This window comes from Streptomyces olindensis (assembly GCF_040645895.1).
In the GTDB taxonomy this organism is placed as follows: Bacteria; Actinomycetota; Actinomycetes; order Streptomycetales; family Streptomycetaceae; genus Streptomyces; species Streptomyces olindensis.
In genome coordinates this window covers 1-22,354 of record NZ_JBEYZD010000009.1, presented here as the reverse complement: position 1 = coordinate 22,354, position 22,354 = coordinate 1, and the positions used below count along the sequence as shown (strand labels likewise).

General features: G+C 71.6%; 19 protein-coding genes, 1 other RNA gene and 2 pseudogenes. 5 read left to right on the top strand and 17 right to left on the bottom strand.

All coding sequences use genetic code 11. The features are described from left to right. Positions 1-24 precede the first annotated feature (24 nt). From ABZ948_RS07440 to ABZ948_RS07400, 9 genes are all read right to left on the bottom strand, one after another. Entirely contained in the window at positions 25-618 is a 594-nt protein-coding gene (locus ABZ948_RS07440; RefSeq protein WP_359757992.1) for a CGNR zinc finger domain-containing protein, read from the bottom strand. 174 nt (positions 619-792) lie between these two features. Continuing rightward, positions 793-1,944 (bottom strand): uroporphyrinogen-III synthase, encoded by a 1,152-nt coding sequence (locus ABZ948_RS07435; RefSeq protein ID WP_359757991.1) that lies wholly within the window; start codon positions 1,942-1,944, stop codon positions 793-795. 117 nt (positions 1,945-2,061) lie between these two features. Then, positions 2,062-3,447, bottom strand: a complete 1,386-nt coding sequence (locus ABZ948_RS07430) for a nitrate/nitrite transporter (RefSeq protein WP_359757990.1) — start codon at positions 3,445-3,447, stop codon at positions 2,062-2,064. 272 nt (positions 3,448-3,719) lie between these two features. Next, complete coding sequence (locus ABZ948_RS07425; RefSeq protein WP_359757989.1) at positions 3,720-4,901, bottom strand: acyltransferase family protein; 1,182 nt, start codon at positions 4,899-4,901, stop codon at positions 3,720-3,722. Beyond that, positions 4,898-7,090, bottom strand: a complete 2,193-nt coding sequence (locus ABZ948_RS07420; protein WP_359757988.1) for a bifunctional polysaccharide deacetylase/glycosyltransferase family 2 protein — start codon at positions 7,088-7,090, stop codon at positions 4,898-4,900. The genes ABZ948_RS07425 and ABZ948_RS07420 overlap by 4 nt, the downstream gene beginning before the upstream one ends. Positions 7,091-7,330: 240 nt before the next feature. Then, positions 7,331-8,317, bottom strand: a complete 987-nt coding sequence (locus tag ABZ948_RS07415; protein ID WP_359757987.1) for a hypothetical protein — start codon at positions 8,315-8,317, stop codon at positions 7,331-7,333. A gap of 111 nt (positions 8,318-8,428) precedes the next feature. Next, a complete protein-coding gene (locus ABZ948_RS07410; RefSeq protein ID WP_359757986.1) occupies positions 8,429-9,451 on the bottom strand; it encodes a LysR family transcriptional regulator in 1,023 nt (340 codons plus the stop codon). Positions 9,452-9,574: 123 nt separating this feature from the next. After that, on the bottom strand, positions 9,575-10,414 hold the full coding sequence (locus ABZ948_RS07405) for a hypothetical protein (RefSeq protein WP_359757985.1): 840 nt from the start codon (positions 10,412-10,414) through the stop codon (positions 9,575-9,577). A 13-nt stretch (positions 10,415-10,427) separates the two neighbouring features. Further along, positions 10,428-10,769: a hypothetical protein gene (locus tag ABZ948_RS07400; protein WP_359757984.1), complete on the bottom strand. Its 342-nt coding sequence runs from the start codon at positions 10,767-10,769 to the stop codon at positions 10,428-10,430. Positions 10,770-10,925: 156 nt separating this feature from the next. Between ABZ948_RS07400 and ABZ948_RS07395 the strand changes: the two genes are divergently transcribed. From ABZ948_RS07395 to ABZ948_RS07385, 3 genes are all read left to right on the top strand, one after another. After that, positions 10,926-12,134: an MFS transporter gene (locus tag ABZ948_RS07395; protein WP_359757983.1), complete on the top strand. Its 1,209-nt coding sequence runs from the start codon at positions 10,926-10,928 to the stop codon at positions 12,132-12,134. Positions 12,135-12,211: 77 nt separating this feature from the next. Next, the gene (gene yicI / locus ABZ948_RS07390) at positions 12,212-14,461 is read left to right on the top strand and encodes an alpha-xylosidase (protein ID WP_359757982.1); all 2,250 of its coding nucleotides are present in this window, start codon (positions 12,212-12,214) and stop codon (positions 14,459-14,461) included. Then, on the top strand, positions 14,461-15,432 hold the full coding sequence (locus tag ABZ948_RS07385; protein ID WP_359757981.1) for a LacI family DNA-binding transcriptional regulator: 972 nt from the start codon (positions 14,461-14,463) through the stop codon (positions 15,430-15,432). The genes yicI and ABZ948_RS07385 overlap by 1 nt, the downstream gene beginning before the upstream one ends. A gap of 47 nt (positions 15,433-15,479) precedes the next feature. Here ABZ948_RS07385 and ssrA read toward each other — a convergent pair. The 5 genes from ssrA to ftsE all read right to left on the bottom strand — a co-directional run bounded on the left by ssrA (position 15,480) and on the right by ftsE (position 19,382). Beyond that, positions 15,480-15,868: a transfer-messenger RNA gene (gene ssrA, locus ABZ948_RS07380) on the bottom strand. A 99-nt stretch (positions 15,869-15,967) separates the two neighbouring features. Then, complete coding sequence (gene smpB, locus ABZ948_RS07375; protein WP_359757980.1) at positions 15,968-16,450, bottom strand: SsrA-binding protein SmpB; 483 nt, start codon at positions 16,448-16,450, stop codon at positions 15,968-15,970. 46 nt (positions 16,451-16,496) lie between these two features. After that, positions 16,497-17,666: a S41 family peptidase gene (locus ABZ948_RS07370; RefSeq protein ID WP_359757979.1), complete on the bottom strand. Its 1,170-nt coding sequence runs from the start codon at positions 17,664-17,666 to the stop codon at positions 16,497-16,499. Positions 17,667-17,734: 68 nt separating this feature from the next. Then, positions 17,735-18,652: a permease-like cell division protein FtsX gene (gene ftsX, locus ABZ948_RS07365; protein WP_359757978.1), complete on the bottom strand. Its 918-nt coding sequence runs from the start codon at positions 18,650-18,652 to the stop codon at positions 17,735-17,737. A gap of 40 nt (positions 18,653-18,692) precedes the next feature. Then, positions 18,693-19,382, bottom strand: coding sequence for a cell division ATP-binding protein FtsE (gene ftsE / locus ABZ948_RS07360; protein ID WP_003990615.1), 690 nt, complete (start codon positions 19,380-19,382; stop codon positions 18,693-18,695). Between the two features lie 237 nt (positions 19,383-19,619). Here ftsE and ABZ948_RS07355 point away from each other — a divergent pair, with 237 nt between their 5' ends. Beyond that, a complete protein-coding gene (locus ABZ948_RS07355) occupies positions 19,620-19,811 on the top strand; it encodes a hypothetical protein (RefSeq protein ID WP_261683029.1) in 192 nt (63 codons plus the stop codon). Between the two features lie 130 nt (positions 19,812-19,941). Here ABZ948_RS07355 and ABZ948_RS07350 read toward each other — a convergent pair whose 3' ends face one another. From ABZ948_RS07350 to ABZ948_RS07335, 3 genes and pseudogenes are all read right to left on the bottom strand, one after another. Continuing rightward, positions 19,942-20,574: an LPXTG cell wall anchor domain-containing protein gene (locus tag ABZ948_RS07350; RefSeq protein ID WP_359757977.1), complete on the bottom strand. Its 633-nt coding sequence runs from the start codon at positions 20,572-20,574 to the stop codon at positions 19,942-19,944. Between the two features lie 290 nt (positions 20,575-20,864). Next, entirely contained in the window at positions 20,865-21,971 is a 1,107-nt protein-coding gene (prfB, locus tag ABZ948_RS07345) for a peptide chain release factor 2 (RefSeq protein ID WP_359757976.1), read from the bottom strand. Between the two features lie 217 nt (positions 21,972-22,188). Continuing rightward, positions 22,189-22,281 (bottom strand): annotated as a pseudogene (locus ABZ948_RS07335) (hypothetical protein); the annotation flags it as partial. Between ABZ948_RS07335 and ABZ948_RS07330 the strand changes: the two are divergent. Continuing rightward, positions 22,262-22,354 (top strand): annotated as a pseudogene (locus tag ABZ948_RS07330) (EamA family transporter); the annotation flags it as partial. The pseudogenes ABZ948_RS07335 and ABZ948_RS07330 sit on opposite strands and share 20 nt — an antisense overlap.

Here is a 22,354-nt window from a genome sequence, read left to right as displayed (position 1 = left end):
ATGCAGCGGGCACCCAATTGCGTTTCAGGCGCGGGAGAGTGCCGCGCGACGACGGTGCCGGGCGACCCTTTCGCGGTTCCCGCAGACCTCGCTGGAGCACCAGCGCCTCCTGCGCCCCCGCGAGGTGTCGAGGTACACGATCGGGCAGTTGTCGCCCTCGCACTCGCGCAGGGCCGCCCGGGCCACCGGGTCGGTGAGGAGATCGACGGCGTCCCGGGCGACGGCCGCGAGCAGCGCCGCGCGGCCGGGCGGGCCGTCCAACCGCCGTACGAGATCGCCGTCTTCGTCACGGACGGCGCGCGGGGCCGGGGGCGCGGTCCGGGCCAGGTCGTTGACGCGCGCCAGGGCGAGGTCGTACGCCGGGACGCCGGGCCTCGGCCGGCCGCGCACCAACCGGTCGATCTGGCCGCGCAGTTCGCGGAAGGCGACGAGCCAGCCTGCGTCGATGTGGGCGAGGGAGGTGCCCGCCGGGACGAGTCCGGAGCCCGTGATCCAGGCGCGCAGCACGTCCACGGAGTCCAGCCGCTCCTCCGGATGCGTGGTGGAGAGCAGGTCCAGGCAGATCCGCCCGGCATCGAACCGCAGCTCGCAGGAGGCCGTGGCCGTACCCAGTGCCATGTGCCTGTCACCGCCTAGGTCGGTGAGACGCCAGTGAGAGGGCTGCCGAAACCGTTCCCTCTTACAGTGCCTGCCCAGCGGCGCGCGGGAAACCCCCCGCGCGACGGGCGGTCGCGGCGCGCTGCGCGGTACCGCCCGGACTCCGGCGCGATTCCGATGAACCCCGGCGCGGAGTCACGCGTCCGCGTACTTCGTCTCCGCGGCCGGGTCCAGGGCGAGGCGGTAGCCGCGCTTGACCACCGTCTGGATCAGCTTCGGCGTGCCGAGGGCCGTGCGCAGCCGGGCCATCGCCGTCTCGACCGCGTGCTCGTCGCGGCCGGATCCGGGCAGGGCGCGCAGCAGGTCGGCGCGGGAGACGACCCAGCCGGGGCGGCGGGACAGGGCGCGCAGGAGGGACATGCCCGCGGGCGGCACCGGCTTGAGGTCGCCGTCGACCAGGACGGCGTGGCCGCGGATCTCCACCCGGTGCCCGGCGATGGGCAGCGAGCGCGCCCGCCCGGGCAGTTCCTGGCAGAGCAGCTGGACGAGCGGCCCGAGCCGGAAGCGCTCGGGCTGGACGGTGTCGATGCCGCGGGACTGCAGCGGCAGCGCCGTCACCGGGCCGACGCAGGCCGGCAGGACGTCGTGGCTCAGGGCGGCCAGCACCTCGGGGAGCAGCCCGCGCTCCTCCGCCCGGGAGAGCAGGGAGGCCGCGGCCGGGGCGCTGGTGAACGTCAGCGCGTCCACCCCGCGGGACACCGTCGCGTCCAGGAGCCGGTCGACCGGGCCGAGGTCCTCCGGCGGCATCCACCGGTAGACGGGCACGCCGACGACCTCGGCGCCGCCCTCACGCAGCGCCTCCACGAAGCCCGGCAGCGGCTCGCCGTGCAGCTGGATCGCGATGCGCAGGTCCTCGACGCCCTCCTCCAGCAGCCGGTCGAGCACCTCGGCCATGGACTCCGACGACGGCGACCACTCCTCGGTCAGCCCGGCGGCCCGGACCGCGCCCTTCACCTTCGGCCCGCGCGCCAGGATCCGCACGCCGGCCAGCCGGGACAGCAGCTCCTCGCCCAGGCCCCAGCCGTCCGCGGCCTCGACCCAGCCCCGGAACCCGATCGCGGTCGTGGCCACGACGATGTCCGGAACCTGCTCGATGATCTCCTTGGTCGCGGCCAGCAGTTCGCTGTCGTCGGCGAGCGGCACGATCCGCAGGGCGGGGGCGTGCAGGACGGCGGCACCGCGTCGCTGCAGCAGCGCCCCCAGCTCGTCGGCCCGGCGCGCGGCCGTCACACCCACGGTGAAACCCGCCAGGGGTCCGTGGTCCGGTCGCTGTTCTTCCTCGTACATGGCTCTCGTCCCGCACTCGAGTCGTCGTACTTCATGGGTACGGCGTACCTACATGCCGATCGAGCCTGTCAACGGCTCGTGACAGGCCCGGATCGGCTTGATGTCGGCGGTGTTACGTCACACCCTTGCGTAGCTGAGCTGCGGCTTCGTCTCCGAGGCCGCCGTCGTTTCGGGTACCCGGGGAGCTGTACGGCGAAGGTATACGGCCCAGGTGACCGCGAAGCACACCACGTAGAAGGCGAGGAAGGCGACGAACGCGCCGGTGCCGGAGCCGTAGGAGAGGAAGGACTGGCGGAAGGCGAGGTTGATGCCGACACCGCCGAGCGCGCCCACCGCGCCGATCAGGCCCATGGAGGCCCCGGAGAGCCGGCGCCCGTAGGCCGCGGCCTCCTCGCCCTTCAGTCCCCTGGCGAGGGCCTTGTTCTGGAAGATGCCCGGGATCATCTTGAACGTCGAGCCGTTGCCGAGCCCGCTGAGGACGAACAGCACCACGAACGCCACCGTGAACAGCGCCAGCGACTTCTCCATCGAGGCACCGATCAGGATCGCCGTCGCGACGCCCATGGCCACGTAGTTCCACAGGCTGATCTTCGCGCCGCCGTACTTGTCGGCCAGCCAGCCGCCCAGGGGCCGGATCAGCGAGCCGAGGAGCGGGCCGATGAAGGTGACGTACGCCGCCTCCAGCGGGGTGCGTCCGAACTGGTTCTGCAGGACCTGGCCGAAGGCGAAGCTGTAGCCGATGAAGGAGCCGAAGGTGCCGATGTACAGGAGGGACATGATCCAGGTGTGGGCGTCCCGCGCGGCGTCCTTGGCGGCACCGGTGTCGTTCTTGACGTTCTCGAGGTTGTCCATGAAGAGCGCGGCCATGACGGCGGCGACGACGATCAGCGGGATGTAGACCCCGAGCAGCACGCGCGGCCCGCCGCCGGCGCCGATGATCGCGAGCGCGGCCAGCTGGATCACCGGGACGCCGATGTTGCCGCCACCGGCGTTCAGGCCAAGGGCCCAGCCCTTCTTCCGCAGCGGGAAGAAGGCGTTGATGTTGGTCATGGAGGAGGCGAAGTTGCCGCCCCCGACGCCGGCGAGGAGGCCGACGAGCAGGAAGGTGGAGAAGCTGGTGCCCGGCTCCATCACAGTGAACGCGGCGACGGTCGGGATCAGCAGCATGGCGGCCGAGATGATCGTCCAGTTGCGTCCGCCGAAGATGGCGACGGCGAAGGTGTAGGGGACGCGGACGACCGCGCCGACCAGCGTGACCATCGAGGTCAGCATGAACTTGTCGGCCGGGGTCAGCCCGTACTCCGGGCCCATGAAGAGCACCAGCACGGACCACAGGGTCCAGATCGAGAAGCCGATGTGCTCGGACAGCACGGAGAAGAAGAGGTTCCGGCGGGCGATCTTCTCTCCCGTCTCCTGCCAGAAGGTCTCGTTCTCCGGATCCCAGTGCTGGATCCAGCGTCCGCCCCTGCTCGGGGGTGCGGGTGCCGTGCCAGGGCCTGTCATGACGCCTCCACTGTGCTCCAGGACTCGGTCGTACCTCGAGTGACTGATCCCGAAGGTAGGGAGGGCGCGTTTCCTGCCTGTGCCATCGAGTGACCGCGAGGGAACTTTGCTCTCACCCCGCGTCCGGGCGGGATGAGAGGTTCCGACGGTTTCGTCAGCGCCGCGGGGGCTGTCTGTGAGGGTTCTGCTGAGGATACGACGGGTTCTGGGGGGCGGGGCTGGGCGCCGTGGGGGCGGGAGGCTCCGCGGTCGGCTGCGCTGTCGGAGCTCCCTCACCGTCGCTTTCTCACCCGGGGCTCGCCCTTCGGCCACAACCGCGGCTTCTGCTTCGCCGCCAGGTCCTCCATCCAGCCGAACGCCAGGACGCAGCCGCCGATGAGCACCCAGACCAGGACCAGCACCGGCCAGGGGCTCTCCAGCAGACCGGGGACGTTCTGCTCCAGTACGGGGAAGCCCCACAGGTGGTCCCACAGCGTGGCGGCGACCAGGATGCAGGTGTTGTGCCACAGGTAGATGGTCACGGCCCGGGAATTGAGCAGGGCGATCGGCCCGGCCCAGCGGCGCAGCCGGTCCGGCCACTCGGACCAGGACGGGCTGACGTGCAGCAGCAACAGCACGGTGCCGAAGGACCACAGGGCCTGAGCCAGGGGCATGCTGTCCAGGTCGTTGCCGGTGCCGAAGTCGTGGCGCAGCGCGTACCAGAGGCCGGCCAGGGCGATGACGGGCGCCACGGACGGGACGATGTAGCGCGGCAGCCGCCGCAGGATGCCCTCCTGGTGGGCCATGCCGAGGATCCAGCAGGCGCCGAAGGTGGAGAAGTCCGTGAGCGCCGAGGGGATCCGCTCGCCGGGCAGCGTGATCCAGCCCTGCTCGAAGGCGACGGCCAGCACGATCGGCGCGGACAGCGTGACGACCGGCAGGGCGCGCAGGGCCTTCAGCAGCAGCGGGGACAGCAGCACGTACCAGAGGTAGGCGCGGATGTACCAGAGCGGGCCCGCGAGGTCGGCGGCCCAGTTCTCGCCGATGATGCCGGGCACGCCGGGCAGTCCCTCGGCGTACGGCGGGTCGCTGAACGGCACGATCCAGAAGGTGAGGTGGAGCCACCACCAGCCGGGGTGCCCGTCCGCGTCCGGTCCCCAGCCCTGGAGGACCATGCCGGTGACGCCGACGACGCCCAGCAGCCACAGCGGGGGCAGCAGCCGCCGCAGCCGGCCGCGGATCACCCGCACGGCCGGGCGTTTGAGCGAGCGGGCCATGAGGTTGCCGGCGAGGGCGAACATCACGCCCATCGACGGGAACACCAGCGGCAGCCAGGCCCAGCCCGTCAGGTGGTACAGCACGACACGGAACAGGGCGAGGGCGCGCAGCAGGTCGAAGTAGCGATCGCGTCCGGGGCGGGCCGACGGGGCCTGCTCCTGCTGCGGAGCCTCGGTCGTCGCGGGAGCCGTGGTCATGCGACCGGCCTCCCGTCCATCTGCTGCTGCGGCGCGGCGCTTCCGCCCCCGGGCAGCCCCACCGCGCCGGTGCGCCGCAGCTTCTGCCAGCGCAGCCGGCCGCCGGTGAGGGCGGTGATCCAGGACTGGAGGAGGACGACGTACATGAGCTGCCGGTAGAGGAGTTGCTGGAGCGGCAGGGAGATGAGGTGGGTCATGCGTTCCTTGTCGAGGTGGAACGCGTAGGCCGCGCACACGCCCTGTACCGCGAGGACGCCCAGCCAGGCGCCGATGGTCTTCTCGGTCGGGCCGAACACCAGCCCGTACAGCAGGAACACGTCGATCAGCGGGGCCAGCAGTGGCGCCACGACCATGAACATCGACACCAGCGGCAGTCCCACGCGGCCGAAGCGACCCGAGGGCCCGCGGTCGACGAGGGCCCGGCGGTGCTTCCAGATGGCCTGCATAGTGCCGTACGACCAGCGGTAGCGCTGGGACCAGAGCTGCTGCACGGACTCGGGGGCCTCGGTCCAGGCGATGGCCTTCTCCGCGTAGACGACGTCCCAGCCGTCGCGGTGCAGGGCCATGGTGATGTCGGTGTCCTCGGCGAGCGTGTCGTCGCTCATGCCGCCGACGCGTTCCAGGGCGCTGCGCCGGAACGCGCCGACCGCGCCGGGGATGGTGGGCATGCAGCGCAGCACGTCGTACATGCGGCGGTCGAGGTTGAAGCCCATCACGTACTCGATGTGCTGCCAGGCGCCGATGAGCGAGTCGCGGTTGCCGACCTTGGCGTTGCCGGCGACAGCGCCGACGCGAGGGGCGCCGAAGGGCTGGACGAGTTCGCGGACGGTGGTCGGCTCGAAGACGGTGTCGCCGTCCATCATCACGATGATGTCGTGGCGGGCGTTGGCGATCCCGCGGTTGAGGGCGGCGGGCTTGCCCGCGTTGAGCTGGCGGACGACCCGTACGCCGGGCAGGCCGAGGTTCTCGACGATGCGGGCGGTGCCGTCGCTGGAGCCGTCGTCGATGACCAGCACCTCGATGGGGTGGTCGCTCGCGACCAGGGAACGGACCGTCTGCTCGATGCACTTGGCCTCGTTGTAGGCGGGCACCAGCACCGACACCGGTTCCGTGACGGGCGGGCCCCAGCTGAAGTCCCGGCGGCGCACACGGCGGGCGTGCGCGACGGAGAGGATCAGCATCAGCCCGAGACGCCCGAAGACCAGCACGCCGACGACGGCGAGCCCGGCGACGAGGATCCCGGTCGTCTTCTCGGAGGCCTGCACCAGGAAGACCCACGCCTCGCCCTTGATCGACTCCAGCCCGGCGACCGAGGTATGCGCGCTGGGGGCGTCCAGGGCGGCGGTGAGGGTGTCGAAGCGGTAGCCCTGGTCCTGCAGCCCGGTGATGAACCGGTCGAGTGCGGCCACGGTCTGGGAGCGGTCACCGCCGGAGTCGTGCATCAGCACGATGGCGCCCTCGCCGTTCTTCGGCGTGGCATTGCTGATGATCTTCGCCACGCCGGGCCGCCGCCAGTCCTCGCTGTCGGTGTCGTTGACGATGGTGATGTAGCCCTTGCTGCCGATGTACTCGGTCACCGGCCAGGACTTGTTGTCCATGACGTGCGCGAACGACGAGTAGGGCGGGCGGAACAGCGAGGTCCGGATGCCGGCGGCTCCGGCCAGCGCGAGCTGGTTCTGCGACAGCTCCCAGTCGATGCGGCTCTTGCTCTGCAGCGACAGGTCCGGGTGGTTGAAGGTGTGCAGCCCGATCTCGTGGCCCTCGTCGACCATGCGCTGCACGAGGTCCGGGTGGCGGGAGGCCATGGTGCCGGTGATGAAGAAGACGGCCCGGGCGTCGTGCTTCTTCAGCACGTCGAGGACCTGGGGCGTCCACTTCGGGTCCGGGCCGTCGTCGAAGGTCAGGACCAGTTCGTGGTCGGGGAGTTCCAGGCTGGCGGGCTTCCCGTCCCGGGTGTCGATGACGGGCCCGCCTTTGAGGATGTCCTGCGGTACGCGGTCGTTGGCCGCGGGCGGTCCGACGCGGTGGTCGGCGAGGATCTCGCTGTGCACGTAGCCGCGCAGCATCAGCATCGCCATGAGCGCGACGAGGACGAGCAGGGGCAGCAGCAGGCGCAGGGGCAGGCGGCGTCGCCTGGAGCCGCCACGGGCTCGGGGCGCCGGCCCGGGACGGCTGGTACGGGATGCCATGGGTGGTGGTACTCCGGGTGGTGCGGGGAGGGGGGTGCGGGGACGGTCGTGCGGGGGACGGGCGTGCGGCATGCCGGGCACGCCCGGGCAGGCGGTCGGTACGGGTGGCCTTGGGGGCCGCTCAGGCGCATCGCCCGCCCGGAGGGCGGGCCCTGCGGCGTCTGGTGTGCTCTCGGCGCGCCAGGCGTCGCGGGACGGGCGCGACGGTGCGGAGATCCCCTGAGCCTTGGGCGATAGGGCCTAGGCGGCGGGCGTCTGGGCGATCGGCTGGGTCGCGGCCGGTCCGTCGGCGACGGTGCCGCCGTCGCCGCCGGTGCCCGTGGTCTCGGTCGGCGGCTCGGGCGTGGTGCCGCCGGTCGGCGTCGGGGAGGACACGGGCGGGGTCGGCGGGTTCGCCGGCTTGCTCGGGGCCGGGTCGGTCGCGCCGGTGCCCGGGGCCGGGGTGGTCCGGGCCGCGGTCGGCGAGGGGTCGGCGGCCGTGCCGGTACGGCCGGCGCCGGCGGTGGCCGCGGGTTCGAGGGCGCTGGGGCCGGGCGAGGGGGCCGTGACCTCTTCGGTCGTCGGCGTGCTGCCCGGGGCGGTGGCGCCGGTGCCGCCGGCCGGGGCCGACTCGGCGGGCAGCGGCGGGGTGTCGACCTGCCCGGCCGGCGGGCCCTCCTTCTTGCTCGGCACGGGCAGCCAGGGCGCGTTGGAGTTGCCCGACAGCAGTGTGGCGACGATGACGACGGCGTAGACGCCGCAGGCCAGGGCGATGACCATGCCGATCCGCCGGAAGCGGCGGCTGCGGCGGCCGGACTCGTCGACGAAGACGGGCCGGTCGGCGGCGGCCGGGCCCGCGCCGGTGCCTTCCTTGACCTGCCGTACGAAACCGTCGCCGAGCTGAACGGCGTCGAGCTGGACGGTGACCTCGTGCGGGTCGTGGGTGTGCGCGGCGGCGTCGCGTCCGGGCCCGGACGGGTCGGTCTCCTCCGGCTCCCGCCACGGGTCGCGGACGGTGGTCCGGGGGCCGGTGCCCGGGGCGAGCGAATCGGCCTCCCCCTCGCTCTGCCGCGGGATCCCGCGCAGTATCTCCGTCGCGTCGGGCCGCCGGCGGTCGGTCGTCCGGACGTCGCCGGGGAAGACCTGGGTGACTCTCCGGTCCCGGCCTCTGCCGTCCGCGGGGACTTCACCGGTGGCCGTCGCGGCCTCGGGCCACTCGGGTTGGGCGTCTTCTCGCCACTGTGTCACGCGTACGCACTTCCCCCCACGGGATGGTTCAGGTGCGCGTACGACCTGAGCACCCGTCGTCGGGCCGGGCCCCCTCGCCCGCCCGAGCGCCCCCCTATTACCACACCGTGCTCAGGCGTCGAATGTAGCGCACGCGGAGGTTGTGTGTGGACGCCGTGTCGAATCGTTTCGGTCGCGAGACCTCATGAGGACATCGTCACCGGCGGGAAGCCACGTCCCGGCGGGCCGCCGCAGCCAGCCCTCCTCCGCCGCGAGCCGGGCCGCGGCCCGGCGCAGGGCGTCGATCGCGGGGTGGGTCAGGCCCCTGCGCCACACCAGCGAGACGGGGGACATCGGGACAGGGTCGACCAGGGGCCGTGACACCGTCGACGGCATGGCCGGAAATCCCACAACGGCCAGGACCGGATGGCGCGTTCTGGCCATGACCCGCTGGAACTCCTCCTCCCCCACGGCCAGCGGCGCGGGTGGCGCGATCTCGATGCCCCGCCCTTCGAACAGCAGCCGCGCGAGGCCGGTCCACTCCGGCGTGCGGGCGTTGCCGGCGCCCGCGTAGACGGTCTCGCCGGCCAGTTCGGCGAGCCGCACCCGCGCCCGCCCGGCCAGCCGGTGGTCCTCGGGCAGGACGACGGCCATCGGCTCGTACCGCACCGGCTGGCGGTCGAGCCCGGCCCGCAGCGCCGGGTCCAGCCCGGCGAACCGTCCGAACGAGGCGTCCAGCCGGCCCGCGAGCAGTTCGCCGGCGGCTCCGGTCAGGCCGCTCTCGTAGCGGGCCATCAGTTCGTGCTCCGGGGCGAGTTCGCGGGCCAGGTGCAGGACGCGGCGCGGCGTGGCGAGGCCCGGGGAGTTGAGGTCCACCAGCAGGGGCCGGGCCTGGTCGAAGGCGGCGAGCAGGTCGTCCTGCGCCCGGAGCACCCGCCGGGCGTACGGCAGCAGCCGCTCCCCGTCGGGCGTGAGGCTCACCTGCCGGGTGGTCCGCACGAACAGCTCGGCACCCAGCTCCCGCTCCAGCCGCCGCACGTCCCGGCTGAGCGCCTGCTGCGCCAGGTGGAGGCGCACCGCGGCACGGGTGAAGTGCAGTTCCTCGGCGACGGTGACGAAGGCGCGCAGGAGACGGGGGTCGAGGTGGGCGGGCATGGGGTGAAACTACAGCGGAGGTGGATCGGCGGTTGGAGCGGCGGCGGATCGGGGGTTCGAGCGGCGGCGGATCGGGGGTTCGGGCGACGGCGACCTGCACCTCACCAAACCCGAGGGGCCGTCTCAGGCGTCGGCGCCCCGCCGGGACGTCTCCTCCCCGCCCGTCGTCTCGCCGCCGGTCGCGGTCTCGGGCTCGGCCTCGCCCCCGGGCGTCTCCTTCGCCGTCGGCGGTCCCTGTCCCACCCGGTGGCGCGGCACCGACCGCAGCGGCGGACGCGTCAGCGTGATCTGCCGGACGACCTGCTGGAAGCACGCCAGCGCGGCGAGCCCGGGCAGCGCGGCCGCCGCGGTGCCGAGGACGGTCCTGGGCGCCTGGACGACGCACAGCAGGACGGCCACGCAGGAGAAGACCAGGACCACACACCAGGAGTGCGCGGCACGTCGCTGGTGCAGTGCGGCCCGCAGCACGGACAGGGAGGCCACCAGCCAGGGCCCGTAGACGAGGAGGGGCCACCAGGTGCGCAGGTTCCGCTCCGCGGGGGACGCGGCGACCAGGCGCAGGGGGTCGTAGGCGACCATGCCGCTCAGGAGGCTCACGGCGGAGGCGATGACGGCCGCCAGGGCGGCGACGAGGAAGCTGGTGGTGCGCAGCAGGCCCGGGGCCCTGCGGGTGCGGACCTTGCGGTGGCGGCGGGGGACGTCCCGCACGGGCGGCAGTTCCTCGGTGATGTCCTGGAGCCGCTTCATGTGGGCGCCCGGCGCCGGGGCCTGCTCCGGGGCCACGGCCGGTTCCTCGTCCCGGGGGCCGGGAATCCGGGCCGCCTGTTCCCCGAGGGCCTCCTCGAGGATGAACGCCAGTTCCTCGGCCGGGTCCCAGGTCGGATCCGGCGGTGTCAGGGGGGTGACGAAATCCCGGGCCGGAGCCCGGTGCCGTCCCGTGCCCTCGATTCCTTTGTCGTACATGCCGGGGGCCCGACTATTCCGCGAGCGCGAAAGCGGACCATTCCGTCGCACTGATCCACCGTCGGGCGAGATCCTTTTCCAGTGTGCTCATGGCGTCGATGAAATCGCGCAGCACCGGCTCGGTCACCTGCAGTGTGACCGGGCAACCGGCCTTGGTGAGGGTGCCGTTGACGGTGGCCGACGAGTGCGCTGGAGCCGGAATGTAGGTGTACGGGCCGAGCGTTACCGCCCAGCCGTCTTTCCTGGTCGCCTCGGTCATGTACCGACTAACCGCCTGCTCACTTCGCCGGATGCGCGGCAAACGAGTGAAGGATTTTCCCGAATGAACATCTTTTCCGTGCGTCATGAGGAGCATCAGTAATCTCCATATCCCTGTATGAAGAACATGGAGCGAACATTTCCCGCCATGGGTTTCCGGCCATGGGGTTTCCGGCCGTCCACAACCCAGGTGCGTGATTCCGCGCGGAACAGGTGTTGGACCGCGTGATCACCCCGGGGCGACGGTGGAGCCATGCCGCCACTGACCCCGTACCGCCGCCTGTTCCGGCTGCCCGGCGCCCGCGCCTTCACCGCCGGGAACCTCATCGCCCGGCTGCCGATGGGCATGTTCAGCGTCAGCGCCGTCGTCATGATCGCCGGGACGCGGGGCTCGTATGCCCTGGCCGGTGCCGTCACGGCGACGGGGCTCGCGGCGACCGCGGTCGTCGCGCCCTGGACCGCGCGGCTCGTCGACCGGTACGGCCAGGCCCGGGTGGCCCTGCCCGCCACGGTGATCGCCGTCCTCGGCTCCCTCGCGCTGCTGCTGTGCGTCCGCCACGACGCCCCCGACTGGACCCTGTTCGCCGCCTACGCCGCCACCGCCACGACCCCCAACACCGGCGGCATGTCCCGGGCCCGCTGGGCCCACCTGCTGGCCGGTGACGCCAAGGCCCTGCACACCGCCAACTCCTTCGAGCAGGCCGCGGACGAACTGTGCTTCATGCTGGGTCCGGTGCTCGCGGCCTTCCTGTGCGGGGCGTTCTTCCCGGAGGCGGGCACGCTGGCCGGAGCGGTGCTGCTGCTGTCCGGCATGCTCCTGTTCACGTCCCGGCGGGCGACGGAACCGCCGGTCCGCGAACGGATACCCGCGAAGGCCCCGCTGCGCGCTCCCGGCATGCCCCCGCTGCTCGCGGTCTGCCTGGCGATGGGCGGGATCTTCGGCTCGACGGAGGTCGTCACGCTCGCGTTCGCGGACGCGCGGGGCCACGGTGCGGCGGCGGGCGCCGTGCTCGCCCTCCAGGCGGCCGGGTCCTGCGCGGCGGGCCTGCTGTACGGCGCGGTGAAGCCGGCCGGCCCGGCCGCGGCCCGCCTGTCGTGGTGCGTGGCCGCGATGGGCGTCCTGCTGACCCTGCCGCTGCTCACCGCCGCGCTCACCGGTTCGCTCGCGCTCCTGGCGGGCACCCTGCTGGTCGCCGGGATGGCGACGGCCCCGACGATGGTCACCACCATGACGCTGGTCCAGGAGCGCACCCCCGAGGGCCGGCTGAACGAGGGCATGACCCTCGCGGTGACCGGCCTGCTCGGCGGCATCGCCGGCGGCAGCGCGCTCGGCGGCTGGACGGTGGAGCACGTGTCGGCGACGGCGGGCTACGGCGTCCCGGTGACGGCGGCGGCCCTGGCCCTGGCGCTGTCCCTGACGGTCGCGTCGAATCGCTTCACCCGAACCCGCACGACCCATTGACGCCCTCGCGCCCCCCACATACGTTCGGTTGTCGAAGCGCTTCGACAACCGTGCCGTGAAGCGAGGGACCCCCACACATGAAGTTCACCGACGGCTATTGGCTCCTGCGCGAGGGCGTCACCGCGGCCTACCCGGCCGAAGTCCTCGACGTCATCGAGTCGGACGGCACGCTGGAGATGCACGCGCCGACCCGGCCCATCCGCTCCCGCGGCGACCTGATGACGGGCCCCGTCCTCACGGTCACCGCGCACACGCCCATGCCCGACGTCATCGGACTGACGCTCACGCATTTCACGGGCGGCCGCCCCCAGGGCCCCGCCTTCGGGATCACGGCCTCGGAGACCGCCCCGCAGCTCTCGCACGACGACGAGCACGTCACCCTGACGTCGGGCGAGCTGTCGGTCCGGCTCGCCCGCGGCGGCCCCTGGCAGGTCGAGTTCCTCGCGCACGGCCGCACGCTCACCGGCAGCGGCCACCGGAGCACGGGCATCATGCGGGACCCGGCCGGTGCACACCACCTGCGCGAACAGCTGGTCCTGAACGTCGGCACGTCCGTCTACGGCCTCGGGGAACGCTTCGGCCCGCTGGTGAAGAACGGCCAGGTCGTCGACATCTGGCAGTCCGACGGCGGCACGTGCAGCGAACAGGCCTACAAGAACGTGCCCTTCTACCTCACGGACGCGGGCTACGGCGTCTTCGTCGACCACCCCGGCAAGGTGTCCTTCGAGGTCGCCTCGGAGGTGGTCTCCCGGGTGCAGTTCAGTGCGGAGACCCAGGAGCTGACGTACTACGTCATCTACGGCCCCACCCCGAAGGACATCCTGCGCAAGTACACGGCCCTGACCGGCCGCCCGGCCCTGCCGCCCGCCTGGTCGTTCGGCCTGTGGCTGTCGACGTCCTTCACCACGTCGTACGACGAGGAGACGGTGACGTCCTTCATCGACGGCATGCGGGAGCGCGAACTCCCTCTGTCCGTCTTCCACTTCGACTGCTTCTGGATGCGCGAGTACCACTGGTGCGACTTCCGGTGGGACGAGCGGGTCTTCCCCGACCCGGAGGGCATGCTCACCCGCCTGAAGGCCCGTGACCTGCGCGTCTCCGTCTGGATCAATCCGTACATCGCCCAGCGCTCCCCGCTGTTCGCCGAGGGGAAGGCGCTCGGGCACCTGCTGAGACGCCCGGACGGCAGCGTCTGGCAGTGGGACATGTGGCAGCCGGGCATGGCCCTGGTCGACTTCACGTCGCCGGCCGCCCGCGACTGGTACGCCGCGAAGCTGGAGGCGCTGCTCGCGCAGGGCGTCGACTGCTTCAAGACCGACTTCGGCGAACGGGTGCCGCTCGACGTGGTCTGGTCCGACGGCTCCGACCCGGAGCGGATGCACAACTACTACACGTACCTGTACAACCGCACGGTCTTCGAGGTGCTGCGCAAGCACCGCGGCGAGGCGGAGGCGGTCCTCTTCGCCCGCTCGGCGACGGCGGGGAGCCAGCAGTTCCCGGTGCACTGGGGCGGCGACTGCGAGGCCACCTACGAGTCGATGGCGGAGTCGCTGCGCGGCGGCCTGTCCCTCGGTCTGTCGGGCTTCGGCTTCTGGAGCCACGACATCGGCGGCTTCGAGGGCACCCCGACCCCGGCCCTGTTCAAGCGCTGGCTGGTGTTCGGTCTGCTCTCCTCCCACAGCCGCCTGCACGGCAGCAGCTCCTACCGGGTCCCCTGGCTCTTCGACGACGAGGCGGTCGAGGTGGCCCGGCGGTTCACCCGGCTGAAGCTGCGCCTCATGCCGTACCTGTACGAGGCGGCCCGCACGGCCCACACCGAGGGCGTGCCGATGATGCGGGCGATGGTGCTGGAGTTCCCGGACGACCCGGGCTGCGCGCACCTGGAGCGGCAGTACATGCTCGGCCCGGACCTGCTGGTGGCACCGGTCTTCAGCGACGAGGGCGACGTCTCGTACTACGTCCCCGAGGGCACCTGGACGCACTTCCTCACCGGCGGGACGGTGACCGGGCCGCGCTGGGTGCGCGAGCGGCACGACTTCCTGAGCGCGCCGCTGCTGGTCCGGCCGGGAGCGGTACTCCCGGTGGGCGCGCGGGACGACCGCCCGGACTACGACCACGCCGACGGGGTGACGCTCCGGGCGTACGGCCTGCGGCCGGGCGAGAAGAGGACGGTACGGGTCGGGGAGGTGACCTTCACGGTCGTGTGCGACGGGGACACCCTGCGAGCCTCGTGCAGCGACCCGTCGGCGCCCTGGGCCCTGGCCGACGGCCACCGCGAGGTGCGCGCGGCGGCGGGGACGGGCACCCTGACGCTGGAACCGGCCTGATGGTCAGGATCACGGACGTGGCCCGCCGGGCCGGGGTCTCCCCCAGCACCGTCTCCTACGCGCTGAGCGGCAAGCGCCCGATCTCGCCGGAGACCCGGCGCCGCGTGGAGGCGGCGGCCCGGGAGCTGGGCTACCGGCCGCGGACGGGCGCGCCGCCGCACGACGGGGCGAAGGTCCTGGCCGTGGCGGCTCCGCTGCGCGGCGGCGTCGACGTGCCGGCGGCGATGCGGCTGACGCAGTCGCTGGTCACGGCGGCCCGCGGGTACGACCACGACGTGCTGCTCCTCACCCACGAGGAGGGCCTGACCCGGCTCCGGGGACCGGCTCCGGCGGACGCGTTATTGGTCCTGGACATCGGCCTCCACGACCCGCGTCTGCCCCTGCTCCGCTCCCTGGACCACCCGGTCGTGCTGCTCGGCCTCCCCGCCGACCCGCGGGGTCTGACCTGCGTCGACCTGGACTATCGCGCGGCGGGCGAGGCGTGCGTGCACCACCTGGCCCGCCTCGGCCACCGGTCCGTGGCCCTGGCCGGCCCGCCGCCGGAGGTCTACCTCCGCGAGACCGCCTCGGCCCGCCGCCTGGTCGAGGGCGTCACCGCCGCGGCCCACCGGCACGGCCTGGCTTCGTCGGCGCACCCCACCGAACCGTCCCCGCCCGCGGCCCGCGCCCTCGCGGACCGCCTGCTGCGCGCCCACCCCGCCCCGACGGCCGTGATCGTCCAGAACGATCCCCTCCTGGACCCCCTGCTCACGGCCTTCCGGCAGTTCGGCCTGCGCATCCCCGAGGACCTGTCGGTCGTGGCCGTCGGCACCGACACCCCCGCGACGATCACGTCGGTCCCCGTGCCGTCGGCGGAGCTGGGCACGCGGGCGGTGCACCTGCTGATGCGGAAGCACAGCGGCACACCCGTGCCGGAGACGACCCTGCTGCGGCCGCACCTGACGGAGCGGGGCAGCACGAGCCGGGCATGACGAAGGCCCCGCCGCTCGAAGCGACGGGGCCTTCGCCCACATGGGATGAGTGGAGATGGCGGGAATCGAACCCGCGTCCAACGGTGCAGAACCAGGGCTTCTCCGTGTGCAGTTCGCTGCGATTTTCTCGGCCCCGGCGATCACGCGAACAAGTCGCCGACGGGCCCAGTCACTGTTTGATTTCCCATCGAGCCCCGTGACCGGGCTCGATGGTTTAGTTCCCTAGCTTATGCCAGGATCCGGGTCGGGAACACTCCCGGGCTGACACCCATTTAGGGGCCTTCAGTCACTGCTTATCAGGCAGCGAGGGCGAAGGCCTGGGAATCGCGCTTGGTGTTGGCGATTATTTTTTGCGACATATGGTTTACGAGATCATTGCCGCTTCCTCGACACGCTTCCCCTGCTTCGACAGCCGCTGTCGAAACCGATCATCCCCATGTTGTGTTGACAATCCCCTCCGGAGAGGGGTGCGTACCCGCTGTGGGGTGCGAGCACCATCGTACGTGACCAACGCAGGTCGGTGCCAGCGTATTCCCTACGCCCCGCGCTGCCTCCGCTTCACCGCCGCGATCGCGCGGTCGGTCTCCCGGCGGTCCTGCTTCTCCCGCAGCGCCTGCCGCTTGTCGTACTCCTTCTTGCCCTTCGCCAGCGCGATCTCGACCTTGGCTCGGCCGTCCTTGAAGTACAGCGCGAGCGGCACGATGGTGTGGCCCGTCTCGCCCGACTTCGACTCCAGCTTGTCGATCTCGGCACGGTGCAGCAGCAGCTTCCGCTTGCGGCGGGCGCTGTGGTTGGTCCAGGTGCCCTGGGTGTACTCCGGCACGTGCACGTTGTACAGCCACGCCTCGTTCCCGTCGAGCTGCACGAAGCCGTCGACCAGCGACGCCCGTCCTTGGCGCAGGGACTTCACCTCGGTCCCGGTGAGGACCAGGCCGGCCTCGTAGGTGTCGATGATGAGGTAGTCGTGCCGCGCCTTCTTGTTCTGCGCGATCAGCTTGCGCCCTTTTTCCTTAGCCATAGTGCCGCCCATTTTCGCACCATGGAGGGGGTCGGCGGGAAGCGGATTACGAGGAGGTCGCGAGGCCGCGCAGGACGCTCTCGGCCCGCTGCAGGGCCCCTTCGTCGGCGTCCAGGTCGGGCGTGATGCCCCGGCCGTCCACCCCTCGGCCCGAGGGGGTGCGGTAGTGGCCGACGGTCAGCTCCGCGACGGAGCCGTCGGGCAGCCGGCTCGGCATCTGGACCGAGCCCTTGCCGAAGGTGCGGGAGCCCACGACCAGGGCGCGTCCGCGGTCCTGCAGGGCGCCGGTGAGGAGCTCGGCCGCGCTCATCGTCCCGCCGTCGACGAGCGCGACCAGGGGTCTCGTCGTGTCGCCGCCGGGCTCGGCGTGCAGGGCGCGCTGCTCGCCGTCGACGCCGTACGTGGCGACGAGGCCGCCGTCGAGGAAGGCGGAGGCGGCGGTGACGGCCTCGGTGACCAGGCCGCCGGAGTTGCCGCGCAGGTCGAGGACGACGCCGGCGCCGGGCGGGGCCTGCTCCAGGGCCTCGCGGACCTGGTCGCCGGAGCCCTTGGTGAAGGTGTCGACCCGGATGACGGTGACCGGGCCGGCGACCCGCCGGACGGTGACCGAGTCGGTGGACAGCTGGGCGCGGCGCAGGGTCTCGGTCCACGCGCGCGTGCCGCGCTCCAGGCCGAGGCGGACGGTGGTGCCGGCGGGGGCGTCGGTGGCGTCCCCGCGCAGTAAGGAGACGACCTCCGTGACGGGCCGTCCCTCGGTCTTCCGGCCGTCGACGCTGTGCAGCACGTCGCCGGGGCGGATCCCGGCGGCGGCCGCGGGCGAGCCGGCGCGCACCTTCGTCACCGCGATACGGCCGTCCCGTTCGCTGCGGGCCCACAGGCCGACGCCGGTGTACTGGCCGTCGAGGGCGTCCTCGAACTCCTCGTACTCGCCCTCGGAGTAGACGGCGCCCCAGCGGTCCCCACTGCGGCTGACGGCGCGCTTCGCGGCCTCCACCGGGGACTTGCCGTCGGCCAGGGCCTCCTCGGCCGCCCTGGTGACCGCCGCGTGGTGCCCGGCCGCGGCGGCCGAACCCGCCTCGTCCGGCGTGGACTTCCGATCGGCCTGCGGCAACGCCCCGGTGGCCGCACCGGCGACGAGCACGCTCGTGAACAGCAAGGTCAGGGCGGCCCCACGGCGAACGCGGCGGGGCTGACAGAACGGGTCACGACCTGACATGCCGGTGAGTCTAGGACAGACGGAAGGGCCGTACGGTGGGTTGACCGTACGGCCCCTGTTGGCATGCGTCACACCTTCAAGTACTTGCGCAGCGCGAAGAACGCGGCCAACGCGGGCATCAGCAGACTCGTGGCGAGGATGAGCGGCAGCTTCGTGAGAACGGCGTCCCAGCCGATGAAGTTGATCAGATTCAGCTTCTCGGACAGCGCCAGACCGTGGTCGATGATGAAGTACCGGGCGATCAGCAGGAAGGCGCACGCGAGGGTGCCGCCGATGAGTCCGGCGACGGCGGCCTCCATGATGAACGGCGCCTGGATGTAGAAGCCCGAGGCGCCGACCAGGCGCATGATGCCGGTTTCGCGCCGCCGGCTGAACGCCGAGACGCGCACGGTGTTGACGATCAGCATCAGCGCGACGACGAGCATGAGCGCCATCACCGCGCGCGCGGCCCAGTTCATGCCGTTGAGAAGCCCGAAGAGATTGTCCAGGATGCCCTTTTGGTCCTGCACGGACTGCACGCCGTCCCGCCCGTCGAAGGCGGTCGCGATGACCTGGTACTTCTGCGGGTCCTTCAGCTTGATGCGGTACGACTCCTGCATCTGGTCCGGCGTGAGGGAACTGGCCAGCGGGGAGTCGCCGAACTGCTCCTTGTAGTGCTTGTACGCCTGGTCCTGCGACTCGTACGTGACCGTCTGGACGACGTCCATCTTGTCGAGGTCGGCCTTGATCTGCTTCTTCTGGTCGTCCGTCACCGCGCCCTTGGCGCAGTTCGGGTCGGACTCGGCGTCGCTCTTGTTGCAGAGGAAGATCGAGACGTTGACCTTGTCGTACCAGTAGCCCTTCATGGTGTTGACCTGGTCGCTCATCAGGAGCGACCCGCCGAACAGGGCGAGCGACAGGGCGACGGAGACGATGACGGCGAAGGTCATCGTCAGGTTGCGGCGGAGACCGACGCCGATCTCCGACAGGACGAACTGGGCGCGCATGGCGGCTGGTTATGCCTTTCCGTGGATCTCGGGTGCGGTCTCAGTGCTGGTAGCCGTAGACGCCGCGGGCCTGGTCGCGGACGAGGCGGCCCTTCTCCAGCTCGATGACGCGCTTGCGCATCTGGTCCACGATGTTCTGGTCGTGCGTGGCCATCACCACGGTCGTGCCCGTCCGGTTGATGCGGTCGAGCAGCTTCATGATGCCGACGGAGGTCTGCGGGTCGAGGTTGCCGGTGGGCTCGTCGGCGATGAGCAGCTTGGGCCGGTTGACGAAGGCCCGCGCGATGGCGACGCGCTGCTGCTCACCACCGGACAGCTCGCCGGGCATCCGGTCCTCCTTGCCGCCGAGCCCGACGAGGTCGAGCACCTGCGGCACGGACTTGCGGATCTCGCCGCGCGACTTGCCGATGACCTCCTGCGCGAAGGCGACGTTCTCGCCGACCGTCTTGTTCGGCAGCAGGCGGAAGTCCTGGAAGACCGTCCCCAGCTGGCGCCGCATCTGCGGCACCTTCCAGTTGGAGAGGCGGGCGAGGTCCTTGCCCAGCACGTGCACCTGCCCGTGACTGCACCGCTCCTCGCGGAGGATCAGCCGCAGGAAGGTGGACTTTCCGGAGCCGGAGGACCCCACGAGGAAGACGAACTCGCCCTTCTCGACCTCCAGGGAGACATCCCTGAGGGCGGGGCGGGTCTGCTTGGGGTAGACCTTGGAGACATTGTCGAATCGGATCACGGATGCACCACGGGTCGCCGGGGGTAGATGAGCGTGACCATACGCGAACCGGGTAGGGGACCGCAGTCACCGACCGTGGTTGCGCCATGGATGTGCCGTTTTGTGCCGACCCCCGCACCACCACTCCTGTGGCAGTGAACCGCGCGGCCTCCGGAGGAACCTGGCACAGTGGAGAGGGGAACATTCCCGTCCCCACGAACGTTGGGTACGTGGAACCGGCGCAAGGAGGGCAAGCGCATGACGTACGACCGGCTGGTGTGCGCGAACTGCGCGGCCCCCGTGAGCGAGGGCCGCTGCCCCGTGTGCCGCGCGAACCGCGAGCGGCTGCAGCAGGAGAACTTCCTCGCGAATCTGAACCCGATGACGCTGATCGCCCTGCTGACGGTGCTGATCGCCGCGGTGGCCCTGCTGGCCCACCAGACCGCCTGAGGGCGCACCGGAGCACGCGAGGGCGGGGACGCGCCCCCGAAGACGAAGACACGGCCGAGGGCCCGGAGCGTTTCGCTCCGGGCCCTCGAACGTCGTGCTGTGCCTACGGTCCGTAGGGGCGTGCCTACCGTCAGGCGGCGGCGCCGCCCCGGCCGCCCATCAGGCGCGGCAGGACACGGAAGCCGACACCGCCGGCGATCATCGTGGCGGCGCCGATCACCAGGAAGGTGGTCTGCGCGGCACCCGTCTCGGCGAGCTCCGGGCCGCCGGCCTGGGCCTGCTGCTGCGGGGCCGGGGTGTTGTCCGAGCCGATGTCGGTGAGGGACGAGGAGCCCTCCTGCTGCGGGGAGGTGCCGCCGTCGGGGCCGGTGTTGTTGCCGCCGCCGTTGTTGCCGCCGTTGGCGTTGCCGTTCCCGTTGCCATTCCCGTTGCCGTTGCCGTTGCCGTTCCCGTTGCCCGGGTCGGTGGGCCGGCTCGTCGGGTCCTCGGTCGGCTCGGTGGGCTCGTCCGTGGGGTCGGTGGGCTCGTCGGTCACCGGCGGGTCGGTCGGCAGACCGGTCGGCGGGTCCGTCGGAAGCTCGGTCGGAACCGGCGGGGTGGTCGGCGGGGTCGGGACGGGCGACTCGTCGGCGCACAGGATGCCGAGCAGGCAGTCGTCGGCCTCCGCGGCGGATGCGGCACCGGCGGCGGTCAGCGAGGCACCGGCGGCGATCACGGCACCGGCCGCTATCCGCGCGACACGGATCCGCGTCTTCTTCGTCATGTGGTTGCTACCCCCAGTAGCTCATCGTCATTAGGCAGCGTTCGGGGCTGTGCTCGACGGGGAAGGCTGCGGTGAAAGGCCCCCCGGTTCACATGCGCCCCAGAGACACGCATGCCGCGCTTTACCCTTCCCATTTTTCAAAGACACGTCAAGGGCGTTTGCGGGCGCCATGTCCAACTACGGGGGCTATGCCGGGAGTCTGAGCCTGTGAGTGTGATGTAAAACCCAGACATGCAGGTACAGAAAAGGCAACCACCGCCCCGAGGGCGGCAGTTGCCTTGTCGACAAACTTACTTCTCCTGCTGCTTGCGCCAGCGAATTCCGGCTTCGAGGAATCCCTGGATCTCGCCGTTGAACACGGACTCGGGGTTGCCGACCTCGAATTCGGTGCGCAGGTCCTTGACCATCTGGTACGGGTGCAGCACATAGGAACGCATCTGGTTGCCCCAGGAGTTGCCGCCGTCGCCCTTGAGGGCGTCCATCTTGGCCTGCTCCTCCTGGCGGCGCCGCTCCAGCAGCTTGGCCTGGAGGACGTTCATCGCCGTGGCCTTGTTCTGGATCTGCGAGCGCTCGTTCTGGCAGGAGACGACGATGCCGGTCGGGAGGTGGGTGATGCGCACCGCGGAGTCCGTGGTGTTCACGCCCTGGCCGCCGGGGCCCGAGGAGCGGTACACGTCGACCCGCAGCTCGCTCTCGTCGATGTCGACGTGGTCGGACTGCTCGACCACGGGCAGGACCTCGACGCCCGCGAAGGACGTCTGCCGCCGGCCCTGGTTGTCGAAGGGCGAGATGCGCACGAGGCGGTGCGTGCCCTGCTCGACGGAGAGCGTGCCGTACGCGTAGGGCGCCTGGACGGCGAAGGTGGTCGACTTGATGCCGGCCTCCTCCGCGTACGACGTCTCGTAGATCTCGGTCTTGTAGCCGCGCTGCTCGGCCCAGCGCAGGTACATGCGCTGGAGCTTCTCGGCGAAGTCGGCGGCGTCGACGCCACCGGCCTCGGCGCGGATGTTCACCAGGGCCTCACGCGCGTCGTACTCGCCGGAGAGGAGGGTGCGGACCTCCATCTCGTCGAGCGCCTTCTTCACGGCGGTGAGCTCGGACTCGGCCTCGGCGCGGGTGTCCGGGTCGTCCTCCTCCTCGGCCATCTCGAAGAGGACGCCGAGGTCGTCGATGCGACCGCGCAGGGCCTCGGCCTTCCGCACCTCGGCCTGGAGGTGGGACAGCTTGCTGGTGATCTTCTGCGCCTCATCGGGGTTGTCCCACAGGGACGGCGCGGCCGCCTGCTCCTCGAGCACGGCGATGTCTGCCCTCATCTTGTCGAGGTCCAGAACGGCCTCGATCGACTCCATGGTCGAGGAGAGGGACTTGAGCTCTTCGGATACGTCGACGACTGCCACGCCCTCCAGCGTAACGGCTCCGCCCGGCGGCCATCGCCGGGCGGGCGGTGCGGGCGGGCGCCGCCCGGGGTCAGGGGGACTGGGGCGCCGAGTTCTTGGTGTCCTGGGGAGGGGCTCCCCCGTCGTCGTCCGAGGTGGAGAGCCAGGCCCCGACGCCGACCGCCGCGACCAGGGCGACCGCGCCGGCTCCCAGGGCCACCCGGCGGCGCCGGGTCGCGGGCACGGGCTCGGCGCTCACCGTCCAGCCGAGCGGCTCGAACAGCTTTCGTACGAGGTCGGGGCCGCCGCGCGCGGCGGTGGCGCTGCTCTCCTCGGTCCTGCCCTACACCCTCGAACTCCTCGCCCTGCGCCGCCTGCCCGCCTCCACCTTCGCGATCCTGATG